The sequence below is a fragment of the Nevskia soli DSM 19509 genome, from assembly GCF_000711955.1.
Taxonomy (GTDB): domain Bacteria; phylum Pseudomonadota; class Gammaproteobacteria; order Nevskiales; family Nevskiaceae; genus Nevskia; species Nevskia soli.
Window position 1 is genome coordinate 70,950 of the sequence record NZ_JONR01000009.1, and the last position, 20,137, is coordinate 91,086.

At 66.8% G+C, this 20,137-nt stretch carries 21 protein-coding genes; 12 read left to right on the top strand and 9 right to left on the bottom strand.

Annotated features, from left to right (window positions below; genetic code table 11):
* The first annotated feature begins 59 nt into the window (after positions 1-59).
* From BP26_RS0105685 to BP26_RS0105715, 7 genes are all read left to right on the top strand, one after another.
* Positions 60-1,481, top strand: a complete 1,422-nt coding sequence (locus BP26_RS0105685; RefSeq protein WP_245611721.1) for a short-chain fatty acid transporter — start codon at positions 60-62, stop codon at positions 1,479-1,481.
* A 152-nt stretch (positions 1,482-1,633) separates the two neighbouring features.
* On the top strand, positions 1,634-3,142 hold the full coding sequence (dacB, locus tag BP26_RS0105690) for a D-alanyl-D-alanine carboxypeptidase/D-alanyl-D-alanine endopeptidase (RefSeq protein WP_051748402.1): 1,509 nt from the start codon (positions 1,634-1,636) through the stop codon (positions 3,140-3,142).
* Positions 3,143-3,222: 80 nt separating this feature from the next.
* A complete protein-coding gene (locus tag BP26_RS0105695) occupies positions 3,223-3,534 on the top strand; it encodes a hypothetical protein (protein WP_029919612.1) in 312 nt (103 codons plus the stop codon).
* Positions 3,535-3,577: 43 nt separating this feature from the next.
* A complete protein-coding gene (locus BP26_RS0105700; RefSeq protein WP_029919613.1) occupies positions 3,578-4,696 on the top strand; it encodes a trans-sulfuration enzyme family protein in 1,119 nt (372 codons plus the stop codon).
* An 82-nt stretch (positions 4,697-4,778) separates the two neighbouring features.
* A complete protein-coding gene (locus BP26_RS0105705) occupies positions 4,779-5,012 on the top strand; it encodes a hypothetical protein (protein WP_051748404.1) in 234 nt (77 codons plus the stop codon).
* A 78-nt stretch (positions 5,013-5,090) separates the two neighbouring features.
* Positions 5,091-5,369, top strand: a complete 279-nt coding sequence (locus BP26_RS0105710) for a hypothetical protein (protein WP_029919615.1) — start codon at positions 5,091-5,093, stop codon at positions 5,367-5,369.
* A gap of 131 nt (positions 5,370-5,500) precedes the next feature.
* Positions 5,501-6,865: an MBL fold metallo-hydrolase gene (locus tag BP26_RS0105715; RefSeq protein ID WP_029919616.1), complete on the top strand. Its 1,365-nt coding sequence runs from the start codon at positions 5,501-5,503 to the stop codon at positions 6,863-6,865.
* On the opposite strand, the gene BP26_RS0105720 is transcribed toward BP26_RS0105715, so the two are convergent.
* Together BP26_RS0105720 and BP26_RS0105725 are read right to left on the bottom strand one after the other, a co-directional pair.
* Positions 6,862-7,371, bottom strand: coding sequence for a GNAT family N-acetyltransferase (locus BP26_RS0105720; RefSeq protein ID WP_051748406.1), 510 nt, complete (start codon positions 7,369-7,371; stop codon positions 6,862-6,864). The two genes, BP26_RS0105715 and BP26_RS0105720, sit on opposite strands and share 4 nt — an antisense overlap.
* Positions 7,372-7,432: 61 nt before the next feature.
* Positions 7,433-8,773, bottom strand: a complete 1,341-nt coding sequence (locus BP26_RS0105725) for a cytochrome P450 (RefSeq protein WP_029919618.1) — start codon at positions 8,771-8,773, stop codon at positions 7,433-7,435.
* A gap of 96 nt (positions 8,774-8,869) precedes the next feature.
* Between BP26_RS0105725 and BP26_RS0105730 the strand changes: the two genes are divergently transcribed.
* A complete protein-coding gene (locus tag BP26_RS0105730) occupies positions 8,870-9,475 on the top strand; it encodes a TetR/AcrR family transcriptional regulator (RefSeq protein ID WP_029919619.1) in 606 nt (201 codons plus the stop codon).
* On the opposite strand, the gene BP26_RS0105735 is transcribed toward BP26_RS0105730, so the two are convergent.
* From BP26_RS0105735 to purM, 3 genes are read right to left on the bottom strand one after another with little or no spacing between them, the layout of a single operon-like run.
* A complete protein-coding gene (locus BP26_RS0105735) occupies positions 9,476-10,201 on the bottom strand; it encodes a DUF3108 domain-containing protein (protein WP_029919620.1) in 726 nt (241 codons plus the stop codon).
* On the bottom strand, positions 10,198-10,857 hold the full coding sequence (gene purN / locus BP26_RS0105740) for a phosphoribosylglycinamide formyltransferase (protein ID WP_029919621.1): 660 nt from the start codon (positions 10,855-10,857) through the stop codon (positions 10,198-10,200). Before purN ends, BP26_RS0105735 begins: the two co-directional genes overlap by 4 nt.
* Positions 10,854-11,906 (bottom strand): phosphoribosylformylglycinamidine cyclo-ligase, encoded by a 1,053-nt coding sequence (gene purM, locus BP26_RS0105745; RefSeq protein ID WP_029919622.1) that lies wholly within the window; start codon positions 11,904-11,906, stop codon positions 10,854-10,856. The genes purN and purM overlap by 4 nt, the downstream gene beginning before the upstream one ends.
* Before the next feature lie 66 nt (positions 11,907-11,972).
* On the opposite strand from purM, the gene BP26_RS0105755 reads away from it, so the two are divergent.
* Together BP26_RS0105755 and hda are read left to right on the top strand one after the other, a co-directional pair.
* Entirely contained in the window at positions 11,973-13,151 is a 1,179-nt protein-coding gene (locus tag BP26_RS0105755) for an AI-2E family transporter (protein ID WP_084182845.1), read from the top strand.
* A complete protein-coding gene (hda, locus tag BP26_RS0105760) occupies positions 13,148-13,861 on the top strand; it encodes a DnaA regulatory inactivator Hda (RefSeq protein ID WP_029919722.1) in 714 nt (237 codons plus the stop codon). The genes BP26_RS0105755 and hda overlap by 4 nt, the downstream gene beginning before the upstream one ends.
* A 17-nt stretch (positions 13,862-13,878) precedes the next feature.
* On the opposite strand, the gene BP26_RS0105765 is transcribed toward hda, so the two are convergent.
* The 3 genes from BP26_RS0105765 to BP26_RS0105775 all read right to left on the bottom strand — a co-directional run bounded on the left by BP26_RS0105765 (position 13,879) and on the right by BP26_RS0105775 (position 15,727).
* Entirely contained in the window at positions 13,879-14,211 is a 333-nt protein-coding gene (locus BP26_RS0105765) for a DUF2069 domain-containing protein (protein ID WP_029919624.1), read from the bottom strand.
* Complete coding sequence (wrbA, locus tag BP26_RS0105770; protein WP_029919625.1) at positions 14,208-14,804, bottom strand: NAD(P)H:quinone oxidoreductase; 597 nt, start codon at positions 14,802-14,804, stop codon at positions 14,208-14,210. Before wrbA ends, BP26_RS0105765 begins: the two co-directional genes overlap by 4 nt.
* A 329-nt stretch (positions 14,805-15,133) precedes the next feature.
* On the bottom strand, positions 15,134-15,727 hold the full coding sequence (locus BP26_RS0105775) for a hypothetical protein (protein WP_029919626.1): 594 nt from the start codon (positions 15,725-15,727) through the stop codon (positions 15,134-15,136).
* A 130-nt stretch (positions 15,728-15,857) separates the two neighbouring features.
* Here BP26_RS0105775 and BP26_RS0105780 point away from each other — a divergent pair, with 130 nt between their 5' ends.
* Both BP26_RS0105780 and BP26_RS0105785 read left to right on the top strand, forming a co-directional pair.
* Positions 15,858-16,769: a LysM peptidoglycan-binding domain-containing protein gene (locus BP26_RS0105780; protein WP_157572381.1), complete on the top strand. Its 912-nt coding sequence runs from the start codon at positions 15,858-15,860 to the stop codon at positions 16,767-16,769.
* Positions 16,770-16,865: 96 nt separating this feature from the next.
* The gene (locus tag BP26_RS0105785; protein WP_051748410.1) at positions 16,866-17,723 is read left to right on the top strand and encodes a CE1 family esterase; all 858 of its coding nucleotides are present in this window, start codon (positions 16,866-16,868) and stop codon (positions 17,721-17,723) included.
* 215 nt (positions 17,724-17,938) lie between these two features.
* Here BP26_RS0105785 and BP26_RS0105790 read toward each other — a convergent pair whose 3' ends face one another.
* On the bottom strand, positions 17,939-19,564 hold the full coding sequence (locus BP26_RS0105790) for a sulfatase family protein (RefSeq protein ID WP_029919629.1): 1,626 nt from the start codon (positions 19,562-19,564) through the stop codon (positions 17,939-17,941).
* Positions 19,565-20,137: the final 573 nt, after the last annotated feature.

The following is a 20,137-nucleotide window of genomic DNA, read 5'->3' on the forward strand; positions in this document are numbered from 1 at the left end:
TCGGCAGGGGCGCCAGGGTAAGGGCCGCGCTAAGCTTCGCGCAAACAATGTTGGGGGAGATGATGGAAAAGCAATCCTGGCTGACGCGCCTGGCGCTGCGCAGCTGCGCCTGGGCCGAGCGCTGGTTTCCGGATGCCTATGTCTTCGCCGCACTGGCCGTGGTCCTCGTCGCGCTGGCGGCCATGGCCCGCGGCGCGACACCGATGGCGGCGGCCGCGGCCTTCGGCGACGGCTTCTGGAGCCTGATCCCCTTCACCATGCAGATATGCTTCATCATCGTCGGCGGCTATGTCGTGGCCGCTTCGCCGCCGGTGGCGGGCGCCATCCAACGCCTGGCGCGGCTGCCGCGCAGCGGACGCGGCGCGGTATGCATGGTGGCCTTGCTGGGCATGCTGGTGGCCCTGCTGCACTGGGGCCTGAGCCTGATCTTCAGCGGCCTGCTGGTGCGGGCCCTGGCGCGGCGCGAGGAACTGCGCATGGACTACCGCGCCGCCGGCGCGGCGGCCTACCTTGGGCTGGGGGCGGTGTGGGCTCTGGGCCTGTCCTCCTCCGCAGCCCAGTTGCAGGCCAATCCCGCCAGCATGACGCCGGCACTGCTCGCGATCACCGGCGTGATTCCTTTCGCCGAAACCATCTTCCTGTGGCAATCGCTGCTGCTGACCGCGATCCTTGTCACGGTGTCGGTCGGCATCGCCTGGTTCTCGGCACCCACCGGCGCCGCTGCGAGCACTGCGCAAACCCTGGGCGTGGATGTCCAAGCCGCGCCTACGACGCTGCCGCCGCTGTCACGCCCCGGTGAATGGCTGGAACGCAGCCCAGCGCTGAACCTGCTGCTGGCCGCGCTGGGCGCGGGCTGGCTGGCGCACGAGATCGCGAGCAAAGGCCTGGCGCTGGCCATCTCCAGCCTCAACACCTACAACTTCCTGTTCCTGATGCTGGGCCTGCTGCTGAACTGGCGACCGCGCCGTTTCCTCGACGCGGTGGCGCGCGCGGTGCCCAGCGCCACCGGGGTGCTGATCCAGTTTCCGCTCTACGGCGGCATCGCCTCGATCCTCACCGCCGCCAAGGGCGCCGACGGACAAAGCCTGGCGCAGCAGCTAGCCGCATTCTTCACCCACATCGCCACGCCCGGCAGCTTCCCGGTGCTGATGGGCCTGTACTCCGCCGTGCTCGGCTTCTTCGTGCCCTCCGGCGGCGGCAAGTGGCTGATCGAGGCGCCCTACGTGATGCAGGCGGCCAATGAGCTGCACGCGCACCTGGGCTGGGCGGTGCAGGTCTACAACGCCGCCGAGGCCCTGCCCAACCTGATCAATCCGTTCTGGATGCTGCCCCTGCTCGGCATCCTCGGCCTCAAGGCCCGCGACCTGATCGGCTTCAGCTTCCTGCAGTTCGCGGTGCACCTGCCGCTGGTGCTGTTCCTGCTCTGGCTGTTGGGCCTGACGCTGAACTACCACCCGCCGCTGATGTCCGCCGCGCATTGAAAAAAAGCTAGTCGAAACAGGCAGGTTCGGGCGATGATAGGCAGCGCTTCCGGCCCGGCCGTGAGGTGTCCACCCCGGCTTTCCTGCTGCGATGCGCGCGGCAAGCCGGCGCCCGATTCGACGCTGCACGCAACCGAGATTCCCTTACAAACATGACCGGCTTATTCCTGGAGTCCGCGAGCAGCGCACTCCGGCGCCGCTGCACATCCATTCGCCTGACCGGCGCGGCCATCCCGCTTCTGCTCAGTCTCAGCCTTCCCGCCCATGCCGACTGGCAGGCCCTGCACGCCCTGGAAAATAGCGGCGCCGTGGTCACCGCCTCGGCGGTCGACCTGGATAGCGGTGAAGTGCTGGAGCAGCTCAACGCCGCCGACCGCCTGACGCCGGCCTCGCTGACCAAGCTGGCGGTGGCCGCCACCGCGCTCGACGTATGGCCGGCCGACAAGACCTTCCAGACGCGGCTGCTCGGCGTCGGCCCGTTCAAGGACGGTCGCATCGACGGCGATCTGGTGCTGCAGGGCATGGGCGACTCCACGCTGGATCACTTGGCGTTATGGTCGCTGGCGGCCCAGCTCAAGGGCACCGGCGTCACCACCATCAATGGCCGCCTGGTGGTGAATACCGCGCCCTTCGGCCCGCTGGGCTGTGAAACCAAGGACCGCTGCGACGCCCTGCAGCGCAGCGACACCGCCTACAACGCACCGCTGTCCGCGGTGGCGGTGGACTACGGCAACTGGTGCGTGGACATCCGCCCCACCGGCATCGGCTCGCCAGCCGTGGTCAGCACTTGCGGCACCGCGCAGGCGCCGATTCCGGTCGACGGCACCATCAAGACCGTCGGCCCTTCGGCCAAGCCCACCTTCTGGGCCGAGCGCGTCACCACCGCCAGCGGCGAGATGCTGCGCGTCGGCGGCGACATTCCCCTGGGCGGCAACATCAGTGTCTACCGCGCCATGTCCGATCCGGCCCTGGGCACCGGCCTGATGATGCGCGAGGTGCTGCGCGAGATCGGCATCGTCGTCACCGGCTCGGTGGACGTGGTGCACACGCCGCCGCCGATCAACGCCTATCCGCTGGCGCAGAACGAAGGCCTGTCGCTGAAGGAACAACTCGGCCGCATGCTGCGCTTCTCCAACAACTACGTCGCCGACATGCTGACCCTGAACCTGGCGGCCGCGCAGCGCTCGCAGGCGCCGGCGCAGCTGTCCGATGCGGCGAAGTCGCTGTCGGATTTCATCGTGCGCATCAAGACCGCGGCCAAGAGCGGCAAGGCCACGCCGCCGCCGCTGTTCAGCGGCAGCGGCCTGACGCCGGAAAACGAACTGTCGGCGGAAGACCTGACCAGCCTGCTCGCCGCGCAGTACCGCAACACGCGCAACTTCCCCGCCTTCTACGGCGGTCTGGTGGTGCCGCGCCAGGCGCCATTCCAGTTCTTGCGCGTCGGCAGCCCGGCCTGGCTGGACCGCGTGGCGCTGAAAACCGGCACCATGGACGATCCGCATTCGGTCTGCGGCATCGCCGGCTACATCCGCAAGAAGGACGGCGGCTGGATCGCTTTCGCCGCCATCGTCAACGGCGGCCAGCGCATGCGCCATGTGCCGCTGTACAAGGCCATGGAAGCGGCGCGCGCCGACGTGGATTCGATCCTGGCCAAGTACTGAAACCGGGACTGTCTCACAACACGCCGATCAGGGGCCGGTCTATAGTGCGGAAAGCCTATGTAACCCCGAGGAGTACGATCATGCAATCAATCGCCCGTCCCATAGCCCGCTGGCTGGCTCCGGTCCTGTTGCTGGGCCTGGTGGCCACCGCCTCCGCCCAGCAGCAGCACGCGCCCGTGGTGATCGCCACACCGAGCGTGCAGAGTACCGACAACAACATCAACCTGCAGACCAATACCGGGTCGGCCTGCTCCTCGCCCGCCGTCGGCAACTGCGGCTCCTGTGCCGTGACCTGCCCCACCGGCCACGCGGCGATGTGCAAACCGGGGCTGGCCATCAATCCGCAGCCGGGCGCGTCCTGCGTCACCGCGCCCGAGTGCAAGTGCCAGTAAGCATTCCGGAGCCGGTGCGCTGAGCACAAATAATCCAGACCCGCTGAAACTGGAAACGCTGGCGATCCACGCCGGCCGCGCCGTCGATAGCGGCAGCGGCGCGGTCGCAGCCTCGCCGGTGCTGTCCACCACCTTCGAACGCGGTACCGACGGCAATTACCCGCACGGCCATATCTATACCCGCGCCAGCAATCCCACTCGCGCCGCCCTTGAGCAATGTCTGGCGGTGCTGGAACAGGGCGCGGCGGCCACCGCCTTCCCCTCCGGTTCGGCGGCCTCGATGGCGGTGTTCCAGGCGCTCGCCCCTGGCGACCATGTGCTGGCGCCGGACGACATGTACCACGGCACCCGCACCCAGCTGCGCGACCTGCTGCACCGCTGGGGACTGGAGTACAGCGTGGTCGACATGACCGACCTCGACGCGGTGCGCGCGGCACTGCGGCCCCACACCAGGTTGGTCTGGGTGGAGACACCGTCGAACCCCTTGCTCAAGGTCAGCGACATCGCCGCGCTGGCGCAGCTGGCGCGTACCGGTGGCGCGCGCTGCGTGGTCGACAACACCTTTGCCACGCCGGTGTTGCAGCAACCCCTGACCCTGGGCGCCGATCTGGTTATGCACTCCACCACCAAATACCTCGGCGGCCACAGCGATCTGCTCGGCGGCGCGGTGATCACGCGCGAGGACGATGCGTTTTTCGCCCGCGTGCGCGACTTCCAGGCCAAGGCCGGCGCGGTTCCCGCGCCGTTCGACTGCTGGCTGCTGCAACGCTCCATCGCCACGCTGCCCTACCGGGTGCGGGCGCAGGCCGCCAATGCGCAGCGGGTGGCGGAATTCCTGGCCGCGCAGCCGCGCGTCGCCGCGGTGCACTACCCCGGCCTCGCCGGGCATCCCGACCATGCGCTGGCCGTCAGCCAGATGCGCTCCGGCGGCGCCATGCTGTCGTTCCAGGTGCACGGTGGCCGAGATGAGGCGCTGGCGGTCAGCGCCAGGGTGAAGCTGTTCACCCGCGCCACCAGCCTGGGCGGCGTGGAAAGCCTGATCGAACATCGCGCCTCGGTGGAAGGCCCTTACAGCACCACGCCGGAGAATCTGCTGCGCGTATCGGTAGGACTGGAACACGCCGACGACTTGATTGCGGACCTGCACCAGGCGCTGGTCTGAGCAGCCACGGCTTCGGCGTGGTTAAGCCCTCATTCAGTCGTCCCGGCGCACCCTGGCGGCGCATCCTGAATGGAGCTGCGCCATGCGTCACTTATCAAGGAATTTCTGGCGGCTGGGCCTGATCGCGGTGGTGGCCCTCGCGGCCAGCGCCTGCGTGGTGGATCCCGGCTACGGCTACGGTTACGGCCCCGGCTACTACGACGCCCCCGGCGCTGTTTACGTGGCTCCCGGCCCCTACTACGGCGGCTATGGCGGCTATTATCATGACGACGGCTACCATCACCATGGTGGCTACGGCCATCACGGATGGCGCTAACGCCAGGCCAGCGTCTGCCGGTTAAGCTGCAATTCAGCCGCGCCGGCGGATGATGCGCCCAAGATCAGGAGCTGGGACATGAAACGCATATTGACCGCAGCAGCACTGATGACCGCCTTGGCGATCCCGTCGACCGCTTTCGCCGGACATGTATCGGTCGGCATCAACATCGGCGGCCCCGGTTATTACGCGCCGCCGCCGGTGGTGTATGCGGCCCCGCCGGCTTATATCTATGCCCCGCCGCCGCCCGTGGTTTACGCCGCGCCCCCGGTGATCTACGGACCGCCCGTGGTCGGCTACCGTCCGTATTACCACCACCGCTGCTGGTGGGAAAACGGCTACCGGGTCTGCCGCTAGGAGCCTGTAACACAATGAATCGCACCTCGTTGCGTGCCGCTGGCTACCGCGCATGCAACACGCGGTAACCCCTCTTACTAGGCTGGCCTGGGTAAGATGGGCTTCCCTTCCCGCCGGTGCCGCACTCCAGGATGAAGCCCGCTCCGATTTTCGATGCCGTCACCGCCATCCTGATCCACCAGGATGAGCTTTACCTCGCGCGGCGCCACCGCAAGCTGAACGCGTTTCCCGGCTACTATGCTTTTCCCGGCGGCAAGGTGGACCGCACCGACAGCGGCGATACGCTGCCAGACGCCGTGTTCGCCGGTCATGAAGCACGCCTGATGCGCGCGCTGTCGCGCGAACTGGAAGAAGAACTGGGTTTCGACCTCATCGCCAATGCCGGACAGGTCGAAGCGATCCAGATGATGGGCATCGCCCTGACGCCGGAGGCGGCTCCGGTCCGTTTCAACACCTTTTTCTTCCGAGTCGATCTTCACAGACGTCCGGAATTCACGCTGTGCGAACCGGAAATCGAAGATGGCAGCTGGGCCAGCGCGCGGCAGTGGATGAGTCAGTACGAGGAAGGCGAGTTGTTGCTGGCGCCACCCACCAAGGCGGTGCTGCGCGCCCTGGAAGCGAAGCCGGCCACCGCGGATGCGGGCTTCCTCGACTTCAACCAGATGGGGGTGCTGCATCCGGTGGAGGCCTTGCACGGCGTGCGCCAGTTCTTCGTCCGCTCCAACACCCTGCCGCCGGCGACGCAAACCAACTGCTTCCTCATCGGCGATGCGGACTCACGGCGCATCCTGGTGGACCCCTCGCCCAATTCGCGCGAGGAACTGGAACGCATCCATGCCGTGGCCAGCGAAGCGGGATTCGATGAGGTATTCCTGACTCATCATCATCCCGATCATCGCCAGTACGCCGACGAGATCGCGCGCCGCGCCGGCGTGCCGCTGGGCATGAGCGCGTGGACGCTGCAGCACCTGCGCTCCGCCGAAGCGCGCTACAGCGCCGGCCCGGATTATGGTGAGGGCCTGGACATCAGGACCTACGCCGACGGCGATATCGTGACCGGCTGGCTGGGCCAGCCGGTGCGGGCGTTGGCGGTACCGGGACATGACGAGGGCCAGTTGGCGCTGATGCCGGACAACCGCGCCTGGTGCATCGTCGGCGACCTGATCCAGGGCGTCGGCACGGTGGTGATCGCGCCGCCGGAAGGCGATATGCGCAAGTACTTCGCCTCGCTGGAGCGAATCATCGCGCTCGCGCCGCGCGTCATCTATCCCTCGCACGGCCTGGCGCTGGGCGGGGTGCACTATCTCGAACAGGCGCTGCAGCACCGCCGCATGCGCGAAGAACAGATCCGCAGCCTGTTCACCGCCGGCCGCAGCATGGACGAAATGCTGGCGGAGGTGTACCAGGGCGTCGATCCACGCCTGCTGCCGCTGGCGCAGATCAACATCGAAAGCCATCTGACCAAGCTGCGTGCGGATGGCGTGATTCCCGCCTAGAACTTCAGGTCGTACCGCACCTCGCGTGCTTCGTCGCGCCAGTCCCGATTCGGCTTGGTTTCGGTCAACGTGAACCCAAGGCTGGTGTAGACGGTTTGGGCGCGGTCCAGGCCTTCCACGGTCCACAGGAACATGCTCTTGAAACCGGCTTCGCGGCAGTACCGCACCGCCTCCTCCACCAGCCAGCGTCCCAGCCCCAGGCCGCGCGCGGCGGTGTCGACGAACAGCAGACGCAGCTGCGCCACGTCGCCCGGCAGCTCGCAGATGAAAACCGAACCGTTGATGACGCCCGCCATCCTGGTGAGCCAGACGCGGGAGCGGCCGGGATCCTTGTTGAGCATGAAATCGGTGGCGATGCGCGCGCAATAGGCTTCGTGGATTTCGTTGAAGCCGTAGTCGCGCAGGTTCTGGAGGCCGTGGATGTGAATCAGGTAGCCGAGGTCGCCGGGCTCGAAGCGATGCCGCACCGTGACGCCCGCCGCCTGGAGCTTTTCGCTGAGCGCCATCGATCGCCTTCCGCAGCCGTTTGGGGATGCTTACGGTAGCGGATTGCGGCCTTCGCGCAAATCAGTGCAGGCGTTCGAGCGTGACCGGCAGGCGGTCTTTCGGGATCGGCAGGCTGGTGAAGTCCTGGCGCATCTCGTAGTCCTCCGGCACGCTCCAGCGATAGCGCAGCAACAGCTGGTGCAGGATCGCCTTCACTTCCATCTCGCCGAAATGCAGGCCGATGCACTTGTGCGCGCCGCCGCCGAAGGGTATCCACAGGAACGGGTGGGCCTTGTCCTCGGCGCGGGCCTCGCTGAAGCGTTCCGGATCGAAGCGCAGAGGATCGCTCCAGTACTCCGGGTTGGTATGGGTGAACCAGACGCTGATCTGCACCATGTGCCCGGCGGGAATCAGGAAACCCTTGTACTCACAGTCGCGTACCGCGCGGCGCGGCAGCCCCGGCACCGGCGCGCAGATGCGCAGCGCCTCCTTCATCACCCAGGTCATGCCGGTGAGCTTGTGCTGGTCGTCCAGGTCCAGCACCGGCTTGCCCAGCGCCCGGCTTTCCTCGCGCAGGCGCTCCTGCCACTGCGGATTCTTGGCCAGGCGGTAGATCATGTTGGTGAGGGTGATGGTGCTGGTGTCGTGCGCCGCCATCAGCACGAAGATGATGTGGTTGATGATGTCTTCGTCGGAGAAGGACTGGCCATCCTCGGTGCGCGCCTCGCACAGGCGCGCAAACAGGTCGCTGGCGCCGGAAGCGCGCTTGGCCGGCAACTCGCGGCGGAAGAATTCCTCCAGTACCCGCCGCCCCACTACACCCTTGCGCCAGCGCGTGCCCGGCAGGGGGAAACGGATCAGATCGGTGGGCGCGCGCACCGTATCGAGGAAGGCACGGGTCAGCCGCGCCGCCTCCGGTCCCGGCAGGCGGCCGATGAAAGCCTCGCTGCCGATGTCCAGCGTCAACGCCTTGAGATGGTCATAGACGCTGAATTTCGTACCCGGCTGCCAGGCGGCGATGCCGGCCTCGATGCGCGGATTCATCAGTCCCAGGTAGCCGGCCAGGGCTTCACGCTGGAAGGCGCCCTGCATCAAGCGGCGATGCATGCGGTGCTCGTCGAAGTCGAGCAGCATCAGGCCGCGGTGGAAGAAGTTGGCCAGGAAGTGTTCCCAGGCACTGCTGGCGAAAACATCGCCGCGGTTCTGCAGCACGAACTGGTTCGCGTCCGGCCCCAGCAGGGCGATGGCGCGCGTGCCGAACGCCTGCCCCCAGGACACTTCGCCGAAGCGCCGGTAACGTTCGTGGATCGCCGTATCCAGGCGGAACAGATAGTCGAGGCTCTGGCCGATCAGGGGCCAGCCGGCCTCTCCCGGTATTTCGCGCAAGCCAGCCGCGCCCGCGGTCGATGCCGACAGGGTCATGGTGATCTCCTCCTGCATTGCAGCGGCGAATGGTGACACTCGACTCAGGCGCAGCTTATTATGAATACTTGCTCACGTTCTACTCGCGTCTGAATCATGAGAAGGAAACCCAGCCAGGAACGCTCGCGGCAGGTGGTGGAGGCCCTGATCGAGGCCACCGCCCAGACCATTGCCCAGCGCGGCCTGGCGCAGACCACCACCAACCATATCGCGGCGCGGGCCGGGGTGAGTGTCGGCTCGGTCTACCAGTATTTCGGCAACAAGGAAGAGCTGGTCGGGGCGCTGCTGGACAAGCTGGTGAACGATCTGGGGCAGGCCGTGGACCGGGGCCTGCCGCTGCTGCTGGACGCGGACCTGCGCACCATCGTGCGCGGTCTGCTGCAGGCGGGATTCGCCTTCGTCGGCGGCAACGAGAAGCTGTACCTGGAACTGGCCCGCAACTGGGACCAGCTCAGCACGCAGCGCTTCCTGCGCACGCTGGAGCGGCACCTGCAGGAAGTGTTCCGCCTGTACGCGTTGCGCCACTACCGCGAGATGCACATCGACAACCTGCCGGTGGCGGTGTTCGTGGTCACCAACAGCATGGTCTTCACCATCCTGCAGTACCTGAGCTTGCCGCAGGCACCATGCACGCGGGAAACGCTGATGGATGAGTTGACCGAAATGGCAGCGGGTTACCTGCAACGCAGGGCCGCCCCCTAGCTATTTCACCAGCACCATCGACACCATCGGCTTGCCGCCGTTCTTGGTCTCGATCTTCACCGGCATGTAGCCGCGATCCGGCGCCAGCCAGAAGCGCCCCTGCTTGTCGGGGTTGTCGATGCGCTCCATCAGCAGGGCGTCGAAGCTGCCGGCGGGGGTGTCGACTTTCTGGTGGCCGCTGAACTTGAACTGGTAATGGGTCAGGTTCTTGTTGTCGACCATGGTGAATTCGGCGGTGGGCGGCGTGCTGTCGGCGGCATGGGCCTGCACCCACAGGCGCACCGCCTGCTGCAGCGCGAAACTGTCCACGGCATCGTCCGGGATGGGCCGCACCTGGCCGTTCTCGTCGGTGACGGTGTGCTTGTTCCAGTCGAAGTCCAGCTTGTAGCTCTGCTTGTCGTCGCCCTGCAGGATCGATTCGAAGTGCTGCGAACGGATGTGGCCATCCTTCAGACAGAACAGGCTGATCTGGTTGGGCGATCCGTACAATACGCGTACCAGGGCGCTGGGGTTGGAGGTATTGGTGTACTTGTAGCAGCCGGCCGCGCCTTCCGGCCGCAGCGAGACTTCCACCTGGCCGACGCCCATGCCGCCCCAGGAGGCGCTGTAGCTGTAGTCCAGGTTCTGCAACGAAGTGGGCGCCGCAGAGTCGGCTTGTGCGGATGCAGCAGCGCCGGCGCCGCACAGCAGCGCCAGGGTTGCGATACGGGTTGCGGCAGTCATCATCGGAAAGCCTCCTCCAGGTCTGCAAGCGTCGCCGGTTGCGCCAGCCGCCTGCCGCGCAGCACGGCGGCGCCGTCCTGCAGTTTCAATTCGCCCCGCGCCATCCAGGCCACGGCCTGCGGGTAGATCTTCAACTCGATCCGCTCCATCACGCGCTCCGCCAGGCTGGCCGCATCATCTTCCGCGTTCACGCTGAATCGGCCCTGAATCACGGACGGACCGCTGTCCAGGGTGGGCGTGACGAAGTGCACGGTGGCGCCGTGTTCGGCATCACCCGCCTCCAGGGCGCGGCGGTGCGTATCCAGCCCCGCGTACTTGGGCAGCAACGAGGGGTGAATGTTCAACATGCGGCCTTCGAATTCGCGCACGAAGCCGTCGGTCAGGATGCGCATGAAGCCGGCCAGCACCACGATGTCGGCGCGCAGGGCGCGCAGGCGCCCGGCCAGGGCCGCGTCGAAAGCGGCCCGGTCCGGGAACTGCGCATGCGGCAGGATCTCGGTGGGAATGCCGGCTTCGCGGGCATGCGTCAGCCCGCTGGCGTCGGCGCGATTGCTGATCACCGCGGCGAACTGCGCCGGGATGTGCCCGGCGCGCTGCGCCTCGATCAAGGCCTGGAGGTTACGGCCGCGGCCCGAAATCAGGACAACGAGGCGTTTCAAGCGTAGTGGACGACGTCGTTCTTGCCCTTCACCACTTCGCCCAGCATCCAGGCGGCGATGCGCTGCTTCTTCAGGGCAGCCAGGGTCTCGTCGGCCTTGAGGCGCGGCACCACCACGACGAAGCCGACGCCGTTGTTGAACACACGCCACATCTCGTCCTGCTCCACCGCGCCCTGCTGCTGCAGCCAGTCGAACACGGCCGGACGCTTCCAGCCGGAAACGTCCACCGCGGCGGCGCAACCCTTGGGGAAGCAGCGGGTGAGATTGCCGGTGATGCCGCCGCCGGTGATGTGGGCCATGCCGCGCACCGGCAGACCCAGCTCCAGCAGCTTGAGGATCGGTTTCACATAGATATTGGTCGGCGCCAGCAGGGCGTCACCCAGGGTGCCCTTGCCGAAAGGGGTATCCAGCGGCTGGCCGCTGCGCTCGAGGATCTTGCGCACCAGGGAGTAACCGTTGGAATGCGGGCCGGAGGACGGCAGGGCGATCATGACGTCGCCCGGCCGGATCTTGCTGCCGTCGATGATCTTCTTCTTTTCCACCACGGCGACGCAGAAACCGGCGAGGTCGAAGTCGCCCTCGCTGTACATGCCGGGCATTTCCGCGGTTTCGCCGCCGACCAGGGCGCAGCCGGCCAGCTTGCAGCCCTGGGCGATGCCCTTGATGACCTGGGCGGCGACACGCTGGTCGAGCTTGCCGGTGGCGTAGTAGTCGAGGAAGAACAGCGGCTCGGCGCCGGAAACCAGCACGTCGTTGACGCACATGCCGACCAGGTCCTGCCCCAGGCCGACGACGCGGCCTGAATCGATGCCCAGGCGCAGCTTGGTGCCGACGCCGTCGGTGCCGGAGACCAGGATCGGCTGCCTGTATTTCTTCGGCAGGCTGACCAGCGCGCCGAAGCCGCCCACGCCGGCCAGGACCTCGGAGCGGCGGGTGGAGCGGACGATTTTCTTGATGTCGTCGACCAGCGCATCCCCGACATCGATATCGACGCCGGCATCACGGTAGGTGAGGGGGACTGAAGGCTGGGTCTTGCCGTTGACGGGCATGTTTGTGTGCTGGGCGGACTGAAGAAGTATCATTTTACCTTACCTCCCCCGGCCGCTCGCACGCGCATGTCCGAATCCAACGTCGAACCCGTTGCCGAACCAGTGGTTCCGGCCGGAACCGAGGGCGAAAACCCGCTGGGAACCGAGGCCGCCAGCGTGCTGCGGCAGAACTGGGGCTGGTTCGCCGCCGCTGCGGCGGGGCTGGTGCTCCTCTATTTCCTGGGACCGATCCTGGCGCCGTTCCTGATCAGCGCCGGGCTGGCCTACCTCGGCGACCCGCTGGTGGACCGGCTGGAACTGCTCGGCCTGTCGCGCACCCTGGGCGTGTGCATCGTTTTCGTGGTGTTTTTCGGGGTGGTGGTCACGGCGCTGATCCTGGTGGTGCCGATGCTGGAGGAACAGATCATCACCTTCGCTCAGAACATCCCGGACTGGCTGAAGTGGGTGCAGGACGTCGGACTGCCGAAAATCGGCGTACACCTGCCGGCCGGCATCCGGCTCGACGCGGGCGGGCTGCGCGATGCCGTCACCCACAACCTGTCGCAGGCCGGCGATATCGCCGGCACCGTGCTGGACCGGGTCAAGCAGTCGACGCCGGTGCTGCTGGAGTTCATCGCCAACGCCTTGCTGATTCCCATCGTCAGCTTCTACCTGCTGCGCGACTGGGACCTGCTGGTGGCGCGCATCGACCAGCTGATCCCGCCGCGGCTGCGGCCGCACGCGGAAGCACTGGCGCGCGAGACCGACGGCGTGCTCAGCGCCCTGATCCGCGGCCAGCTGCTGGTGATGGCCGCCCTCGCCGCTATCTACAGCATCGGCCTGACCATGGCCGGGCTGAAGGTGGCGCTGCTGATCGGCATCGGCGCCGGCCTGGTCAGCTTCATTCCCTACCTGGGTTTCATCAGCGGCCTGCTCGCGGCCAGCATCGCCATGCTGGTGCAGACGCAGGAAGTGACGCCGCTGCTGTGGGTGGCGATCGTCTTCGGCATCGGCCAGGTGCTGGAGAGCGGCGTGCTGACGCCGATGCTGGTGGGCGACCGCATCGGCCTGCATCCGGTGGCGGTAATCTTCGCCATCCTGGCCGGTGGGCAACTGTTCGGCTTCGTCGGCGTGCTGGTGGCGCTGCCGGTGGCGGCGGTGCTCGCGGTGCTGCTGCGCCACGCGCGCCAGCACTGGCTGCGCAGCCCGCTTTATGTCGGCGCCGCAGTGCAGCCAGCCAAACCAGAAGCACCGCCGGCACCGTGATCGGCACACAGCTGACCCTGTCGGTGCAGCTGGCCGACGCGGCCAGCTTCGACAATTTCCACGCCGGGCCGAATGCCGCCACGGCGGCGGCGCTGCGCCAGCTGGCCGAGGGCGGCGGCAAGGCTTCGATCCTGCTGCATGGCGCCATCGGCAGCGGCAAGACCCACCTGTTGCAGGCGGTGGCGCGCGCCACCGCGCAGCAGCGGCGCCGCGCGGCTTACCTGCCGCTGGCGCAATTCACCCGCGAGGATGCAGCGGCGCTGCAGGGTTTCGAGACACTCGACGTGCTATGCCTGGACGATGTGGACAGCGCCCTGCTCGACCGCCGCTGGGCCCTGATCCTGTTGCGGTTGATCGACGCGATCCACGCCCACGGCGGCCGCTGCGTGCTCGGCGCCTCGGCGCCGCCGGACAGCCTGCCGCTGGCACCCCTGCCCGACCTGCGCACCCGGCTTGCCGCCTGCGCGGTGTTCGGCCTGAAGCCGCTGAGCGACGCGGACTTGCGCGCACTGCTGCGCAAGCGCGCGCATTTGCGCGGCCTGGACCTGCCGGAAGAGGTGGCCGAATTCCTGCTGCGGCGCCTGCCGCGCTCGGTGACGGCGCTGCTCGCCGCGCTGGACCTGCTGGACCAGGATTCGCTTACGACGCAGCGGCGCCTGACGATTCCTTTTGCGCAGCAAGTGCTGGGGAGAGACGCTGATCGCGTTTAGCGCCTGCTAAAACGCGATCAGCGTCTCTCCCTCTCGCGTGCCGCAAGCCGGACGAACAGCACCAGGCTGACGAAATCCAGGGCTGCCACGATGCTCAACGCGGTGCCGATGCCGCGCCGGCCCGGTACTGCCACGCCTTCCGCCAGCAGGCCGCCAACGTAGAACACCACCAGCATGGTGGCCCAGCCGGCGGTGTAGGTGCGCTTGCGCAGCAGCCCCGGGATGGGCGCCAGCAGCGGCAGGCTCAACAATATCCCGGGCAGCCAGCCGCACCAGGCGATGAGGCCGGCGATCAGGCCGAAATGAAACGCCAGCGCGGCAATACGCGCCCACTCGCTCAGGCGGTTCACGACTGCAATTTCAAGGCAACTTCGGCGACGCGCTTGCCCAGGGCCACGCAAAGATTCAGTTCTTCCTTGAGCGGCGGGCGCGGTTTGGCGCCCACCCCGGAAACATGGCTGGCGCCGTAAGGGGTGCCGCCGGCGGTGGTGGTGGAGAGTTCCTGCTCGGTATAGGGCAGGCCCAGCAGCAGCATGCCGTGGTGCAGCAACGGCAGCATCATCGACAGCAGGGTGCTCTCCTGGCCACCGTGCAGGGTGCCGGTGGAGGTGAAGACCGCGGCCGGCTTGCCGGCCAGGGCGCCGGACAGCCACAGGTCCGAGGTGGAGTCGATGAAGTACTTGAGCGGGGCGGCCATGTTGCCGAAGCGGGTGGGGCTGCCCAGGATCAGGCCGGCGCATTCGCGCAGGTCGCGCGATTCCACATAGGGGGCGCCTTCTTCCGGCACCGGCGGCGCGGCGACGGTGGTCACCGCGGCCACCGGCGGCACGCTGCGCAGGCGCGCCTGGACGCCGCGCACCGATTCGACGCCGCGGCAGACCTGGCGGGCCATGGCGGCGGTGGAGCCGTTGCGGGAGTAATAGAGGACGAGGATTTCGGTCATGCGCCGGGAACTTTCAAGGAAGCATAGGGGCTTGCCCGCGGGATCAGGCCAAGGTGACAGGATCGTTGCAGGCGGGGCTAGTTTAGCCGTTTGACCGCCTCGCCACGCCTCGCTAGGCTGCGGTCCATGCCAAACGCCAAGCTTCTGCCCTTGCGCCTGTCCGCGAGTTCCCTGCCCTGCCTGCTTGCGGTGTTGAGCCTGGTCGGATGCGACGCCGTGCCGCACCGCATCGATTCGGATACGCACAGCAGCAATGGCGCCTTCAGTGCCTCGGCTGGCCTGGCGGCGACGCCTCCGCCCAGGGCAGCAGCGGCCGCGAGCCAGCCCCGTCAGGCCAAGGCCGCGGCTCCTGCCCCTGCTCCGACATCGGCATCGACATCGAAACCACAAGCGACGACCGCCGCGGCAGCCCAGCCTACCGCGCCAAAGGCCACGCCGCCGAGCGAGGCATTCGCTGCCATACCGCTGACGCGGACGGCGAACGCCGCGGCAACTTCAGCCACGAACCCGCCGCCGTCCCGACCGGTATCGCCTCCGGTGTCCGCTCCGGCTGCCCAGGATGCCGGCAAGTCGGCGCCCGCCAGTTCCGCCGCGTCCACCAGCGATGCATCCAGAATTGCAGCCTCCCAGGGCAGTAGTCCGGCAGCGGAGCCCCCGAGCCCGCCGCGCCAGGCCAGCACCGCAAGCAGCGATCCGACCACTCCCCCTCCGCACGAAGGGGCGCTGGCCATGCTCAACTCGAGCACGGAGGTGATCGCCACCAGGATCCGCAGTGCGGGCGACGACAACGCGCCGGCGCCGAAGACTCCCGCGACTCCAAATCCGAGCGGCGGCGCGATGGCATCCGCCGCCGGCGCGACGACGCCGGTCGTCGCAACGGCCGCAACGCAGAACATCGATGCGAGCGCGGCAAAGGCCAGCACAACGGTGCAGGCGCCTCAAACGACCGGCGCAACGGCGCCCGCCGTCGCCGCTTCCAGCGCCCCGGTCCCGCAATACGATGCCAAATCACCAATGGCGATCGCCGCGCGGGACAACCGGCCAGCAAAACCGGTGAAAGCTGCGGCGACAGCAGCGCAGGCCGATTCGAAAACCCAACAGCCGCCATCCGCTACGACAGCGGCCACGGCGCCGGCTGCGGCGGTCTCCGCGGCGACGCCCGCGATCACGGCGCCCGCTGTCGTTCCGCCGCCGGCGCCGGATACCTCGCAGGCGGTTGCCGCGCGCGCCTATGCGCCGCCCGCCGCGGACGCGAATTCCGTGGCCGGCATGCCACTGCCCAACCTGCCCTCGCTGGCGGGGCCGCCGCCGGCCGATGCCTCGGCAGCGAACACCCAGATTGCGCGCGCCGATGTCAGCGATCCTGCCGCGGGGCAAGCTCCTGTCGGCGACCAGGCGCAACTGGCGCAGGCGGAATTGAGGAAGGCGCAGGACCGCACCGGTCTGTCGGATGCACAGGTGGGGCAATTGCAGCAGGCACAGGACAAGCTTGCGGCCGGCGATAGCGGCACGGCTTTCCTGCTGCTGCAGGAACTGAATATGCAGCTGCAAACCGAGACGCGCAGTTACGTGGTGCAGGAAAACGAAAGCCTGTGGCATGTGGCGGGGCAGCAGGAGGTCTACGGCAATTCCTACCTGTGGCCGCTGGTGTGGCAGGCCAACAAGCACAAGGTCAAGCAGCCTTACCAGCTGTACAAGGGCTTGCGCCTGACCATACCGGCGCATCCGACCTTGCAGGAAGTATCCGAAGCGCTGGCCTACTCGAAGAACAACGGCGGTGAAGGCATGCGTCCGGCGACGGATCCGCAGGCATCCACTTCCACTGCTGCTGCTCCTACTACTCCTGCACCTGCTCCTGCGCCTGCTACTCCTGCTGCTACGCCTGCTCCCACTCCTGCCGCTCCTGCCGCTACCCCCGCCGCAGAGCCCACCAGCGCAGCACCGGGCGCGGCGCCAAGCAACTGAAGCAGCTGGCTGCACGATTGCAGCGCGCCCGGCTCCGGCCAGTGCCGCAGATACGGACCTACCTTTCAACAGCCCGGCCCAGCGGAGACGGATAGCGTGAGCGATATCAGCAAGGAACTGGATTGGGGCGGACGCCGGCGCAGCTATACCGTGCATGTGCCGCCCGGCTATGTGTCCGGCACGCCGATTCCCCTGGTGGTGGCACTGCATGGCGGCGGCGGCAATGCGCGAAGCAACGCGGTGCAGACCGGCTTCAACGAGGAAGCCGACCGCTCCGGTTTCATCGTGGTCCATCCCGACGGCACCGGCGAAAAGCGCCCCTTGCTCAATGCCCTGGGGCGCGGCCATTTCCATACCTGGAACGCCGGCACCTGCTGCGGCTACGCGGTGCAGCAGAACGTCGACGACGTCGGCTTCATCCGCGCCATGCTGGCGGATCTGCGGCGCGAGTACGCGATCGACGCCAGGCGCATCTATGCCAGCGGCCTGTCCAACGGCGGCATGATGAGCTATCGCCTGGCCGGCGAGATGGGCGAAACCTTCGCCGCCATCGGCGTGGTCGCCGCGACGCAGACGCTGTTCGAATGCAAGCCGACGCAGCCGGTGTCGGTGATCCACATTCACGGCAGCGCCGACCAGAACGTGACCCTGCCCGGCGGCATCGGCGCCAAGGCGCTGGATCGCACGCCGAAGCCGCCGGTGATGGAGGCGATCGAGTTCTGGGCGAAGTTCAACGGCTGCGGCCCGGCGCAGCTGGTGCAGGACGGGAAGGTAGCGAAAAGCATTTATGGTGGCGGCAGGAACGGCAGCGAAGTGGCGTTTTATCTGATCGACGGCGGCGGACATTCCTGGCCGGGCGGCGAGCGGATGCTGGCGATGCTGGACGAGCCTTCGCAGGAATTGAATGCGACGTCCCTGATCTGGGAATTCTTCGCCGCACATCCCAAACCCTGAAGCACCTGGGTAAATCCGGTTACGGGGCGCAATAACCCCCGGAATTCACCATGTGTGCCATGCGTGCCAAGGTTGTTTGTTGGCATGCATGCGGTGCGCGCGCCGGAATTGGCGGGGGCGGAACGAGGCATTACCGCGGAGCGGGTTGATACGGGCGGAGCGTCGCAGCGCGACGCTCCGCCATCCTCGTCAGGATGCAACTCTTTCCGGCCGGATCAGCCCGTGGCTTTCATTCCCACACCATCGACGATGGGCGGGAACGGTGTCTGGCCGGCTTCGATCAACTTCTCGTTGAGCAGGTCCTGCAACTGGGGCCAGAGCTTTTCGACCTCTGGGTTGGCCGGCTTGGCGTGGGCCAGGAGATTGACCAGCTGCTTGGGCTCGGTATCCAGATCGTACATCTCGTACTGGTACTGGCCCGGCAGGTTGGGCGAGAAATACACGGCATAGGTGTGGTGGCGATGCCGGATGGCGCGGATATGGCTGAGGTATTGCAGGTCGCTGATCATCGCGGACTCGTCGTCGTAGCAGAACAGCACCGTGTCCTGCACTTCCTTGCTCGGGTCGAGAATTGCCGGTACCAGGCTCTTGCCCTTCATCAGCCGGGTCGCGTGGCCGCCCGCGAGATTGATCAGGGTGGGCAGGAAGTCGACGTGGGCGTACAGGGCCTGGGTGGTCTGCGCCTTCGGAAACAGCAAGGGATTGGAGATGACGAACGGAATGTGGATGGTCTCCTCGTAGACGTTGTAGACCTTCTCGCGCATGCCGTGGGACATGCCCATCTCGCCGTGGTCCGCGGTGCGGATGATCAGCGACTTTTCGGTGAAGCCGTATTTGTCGAGGTAGCCCAGGAACTCGTTGACGCAGCCGTTGGCAAACAGCGTCATGAAGGCATAGAACTTGACGTAGTTTTCGATGGTGTCGGCCTTGTCCACCTGCGCGGAGGGCCAGGTGGTGCCTTCGGCCAGCGTGTCCTGGCCGCGGAGCGGCGTGCCCCGGTTCATGATGTTGCGGATGTGGGACTGGATGGTGGGTTTGTCCAGCAGGCTGTCGTGGGCATTGGGCGGCAGCTCGATGGGCAGGTCGCAGATATCCGCCTCGCTGTAGCCGAGGCTCTGCCAGCCGTCGGGAAAGAAGTTGATGTCGTGCGGGTTCACGAACGACATGAACATCAGGAACGGCTTCTGGGCGGCGACGTCCTGTTTGTTGCGGCCTTCGGCCCGCTTCCTCAGGAATTCGTGGGCGTCCTCGCCGAAGCCGTGGGCGTCCACGCCTACGGCGTACTTGCGCAGGTAGCGCTTGTCGTTGGCCGGATTGGCGTGGCCCGGGGTGCCGGAGCCGGCGGTGGCCCAGGACTCATAGGTCGAAAAGCCGGTGACCGTGCCGGCGTCCGGCGGGTTCCAGTCGGAGAAGCCGTACTGCCGCTGCATGTTGCCGATGTCGTACGGCGACCATTGCATGACGTCGGCCGGCGTCGACAGATGCCATTTGCCCTTCCAGATCACGTCGTAGCCCTCCGCCTGCATCATCGCGGCGAGTTGCGGGATGCGCGGATCGGCATAGGACAACTCGCCCGGCGTCATCGACAATCCGGTGAGGTTGGCGTAGTTGCTGGTGATCATCACGCCGCGCGAGGGTGTGCACATGCAGGCCGAGGTATAGGCGCGCTCGAAGGTGAGGCCGTTGGCCTTGAGCTTGTTCCAGGCGGTGAGCGAGTTGACGAAACCGGTGGGCCAGTGGGCCGGGTAACGTTCCTGGTCAGTGAGGATGACGATGATATCGGGCTTTTCCGGCAAACCTTTCTGCTTGTACAGCGCCTTCAGATCGGTGGAAGCTTTCATGTTCAAACCCTCCATGGGCAACAGCGATGTGTGCGGTGAAGCGCCTTACCACGGTAATGCCGCGTCCGGGGGACGCGACACGAAGTCCAGGCGGTGTGCGGAGGAAGGGCGGCGGTCGTGGATGTGCGGCTGTGCCGGACTCCGGCACGACAAGGCGGCCGGCGATGCCGGCGCCCCGGGTTGTTGCGAATGGCCCATGCTTCTCCTCCCTGGCCGATGCGATGCGTTGTCGCATCGCCGGCGCAATCCATCAGTACTTTTCGTTCCGATGAGCACTGCTTTGCCTGCGGTCGATACTAGGCCTGTGCGCGGCGCAGGACAGTTGGAAACTAGTACTAGTACCAGCGTACTAGTACTAAGGGTGGAGCTTCAGGGATGGAGCGCGCAGGAGGCCGGGAGAACGCCCGGCAACACGGCTTTGTACCGTGACCGCAATCCGGGCCATGCCGGGTTTTGCGAAATTGCCGTGCGGCTCAAAGCGCGGATGGAGTCATCCAATGACATGCCAAAAGCGCGATTGATTGAGTGACTGCACAGGGCTCCGGGGTAGAACTTCCTTTCCCAGGCCTTCCG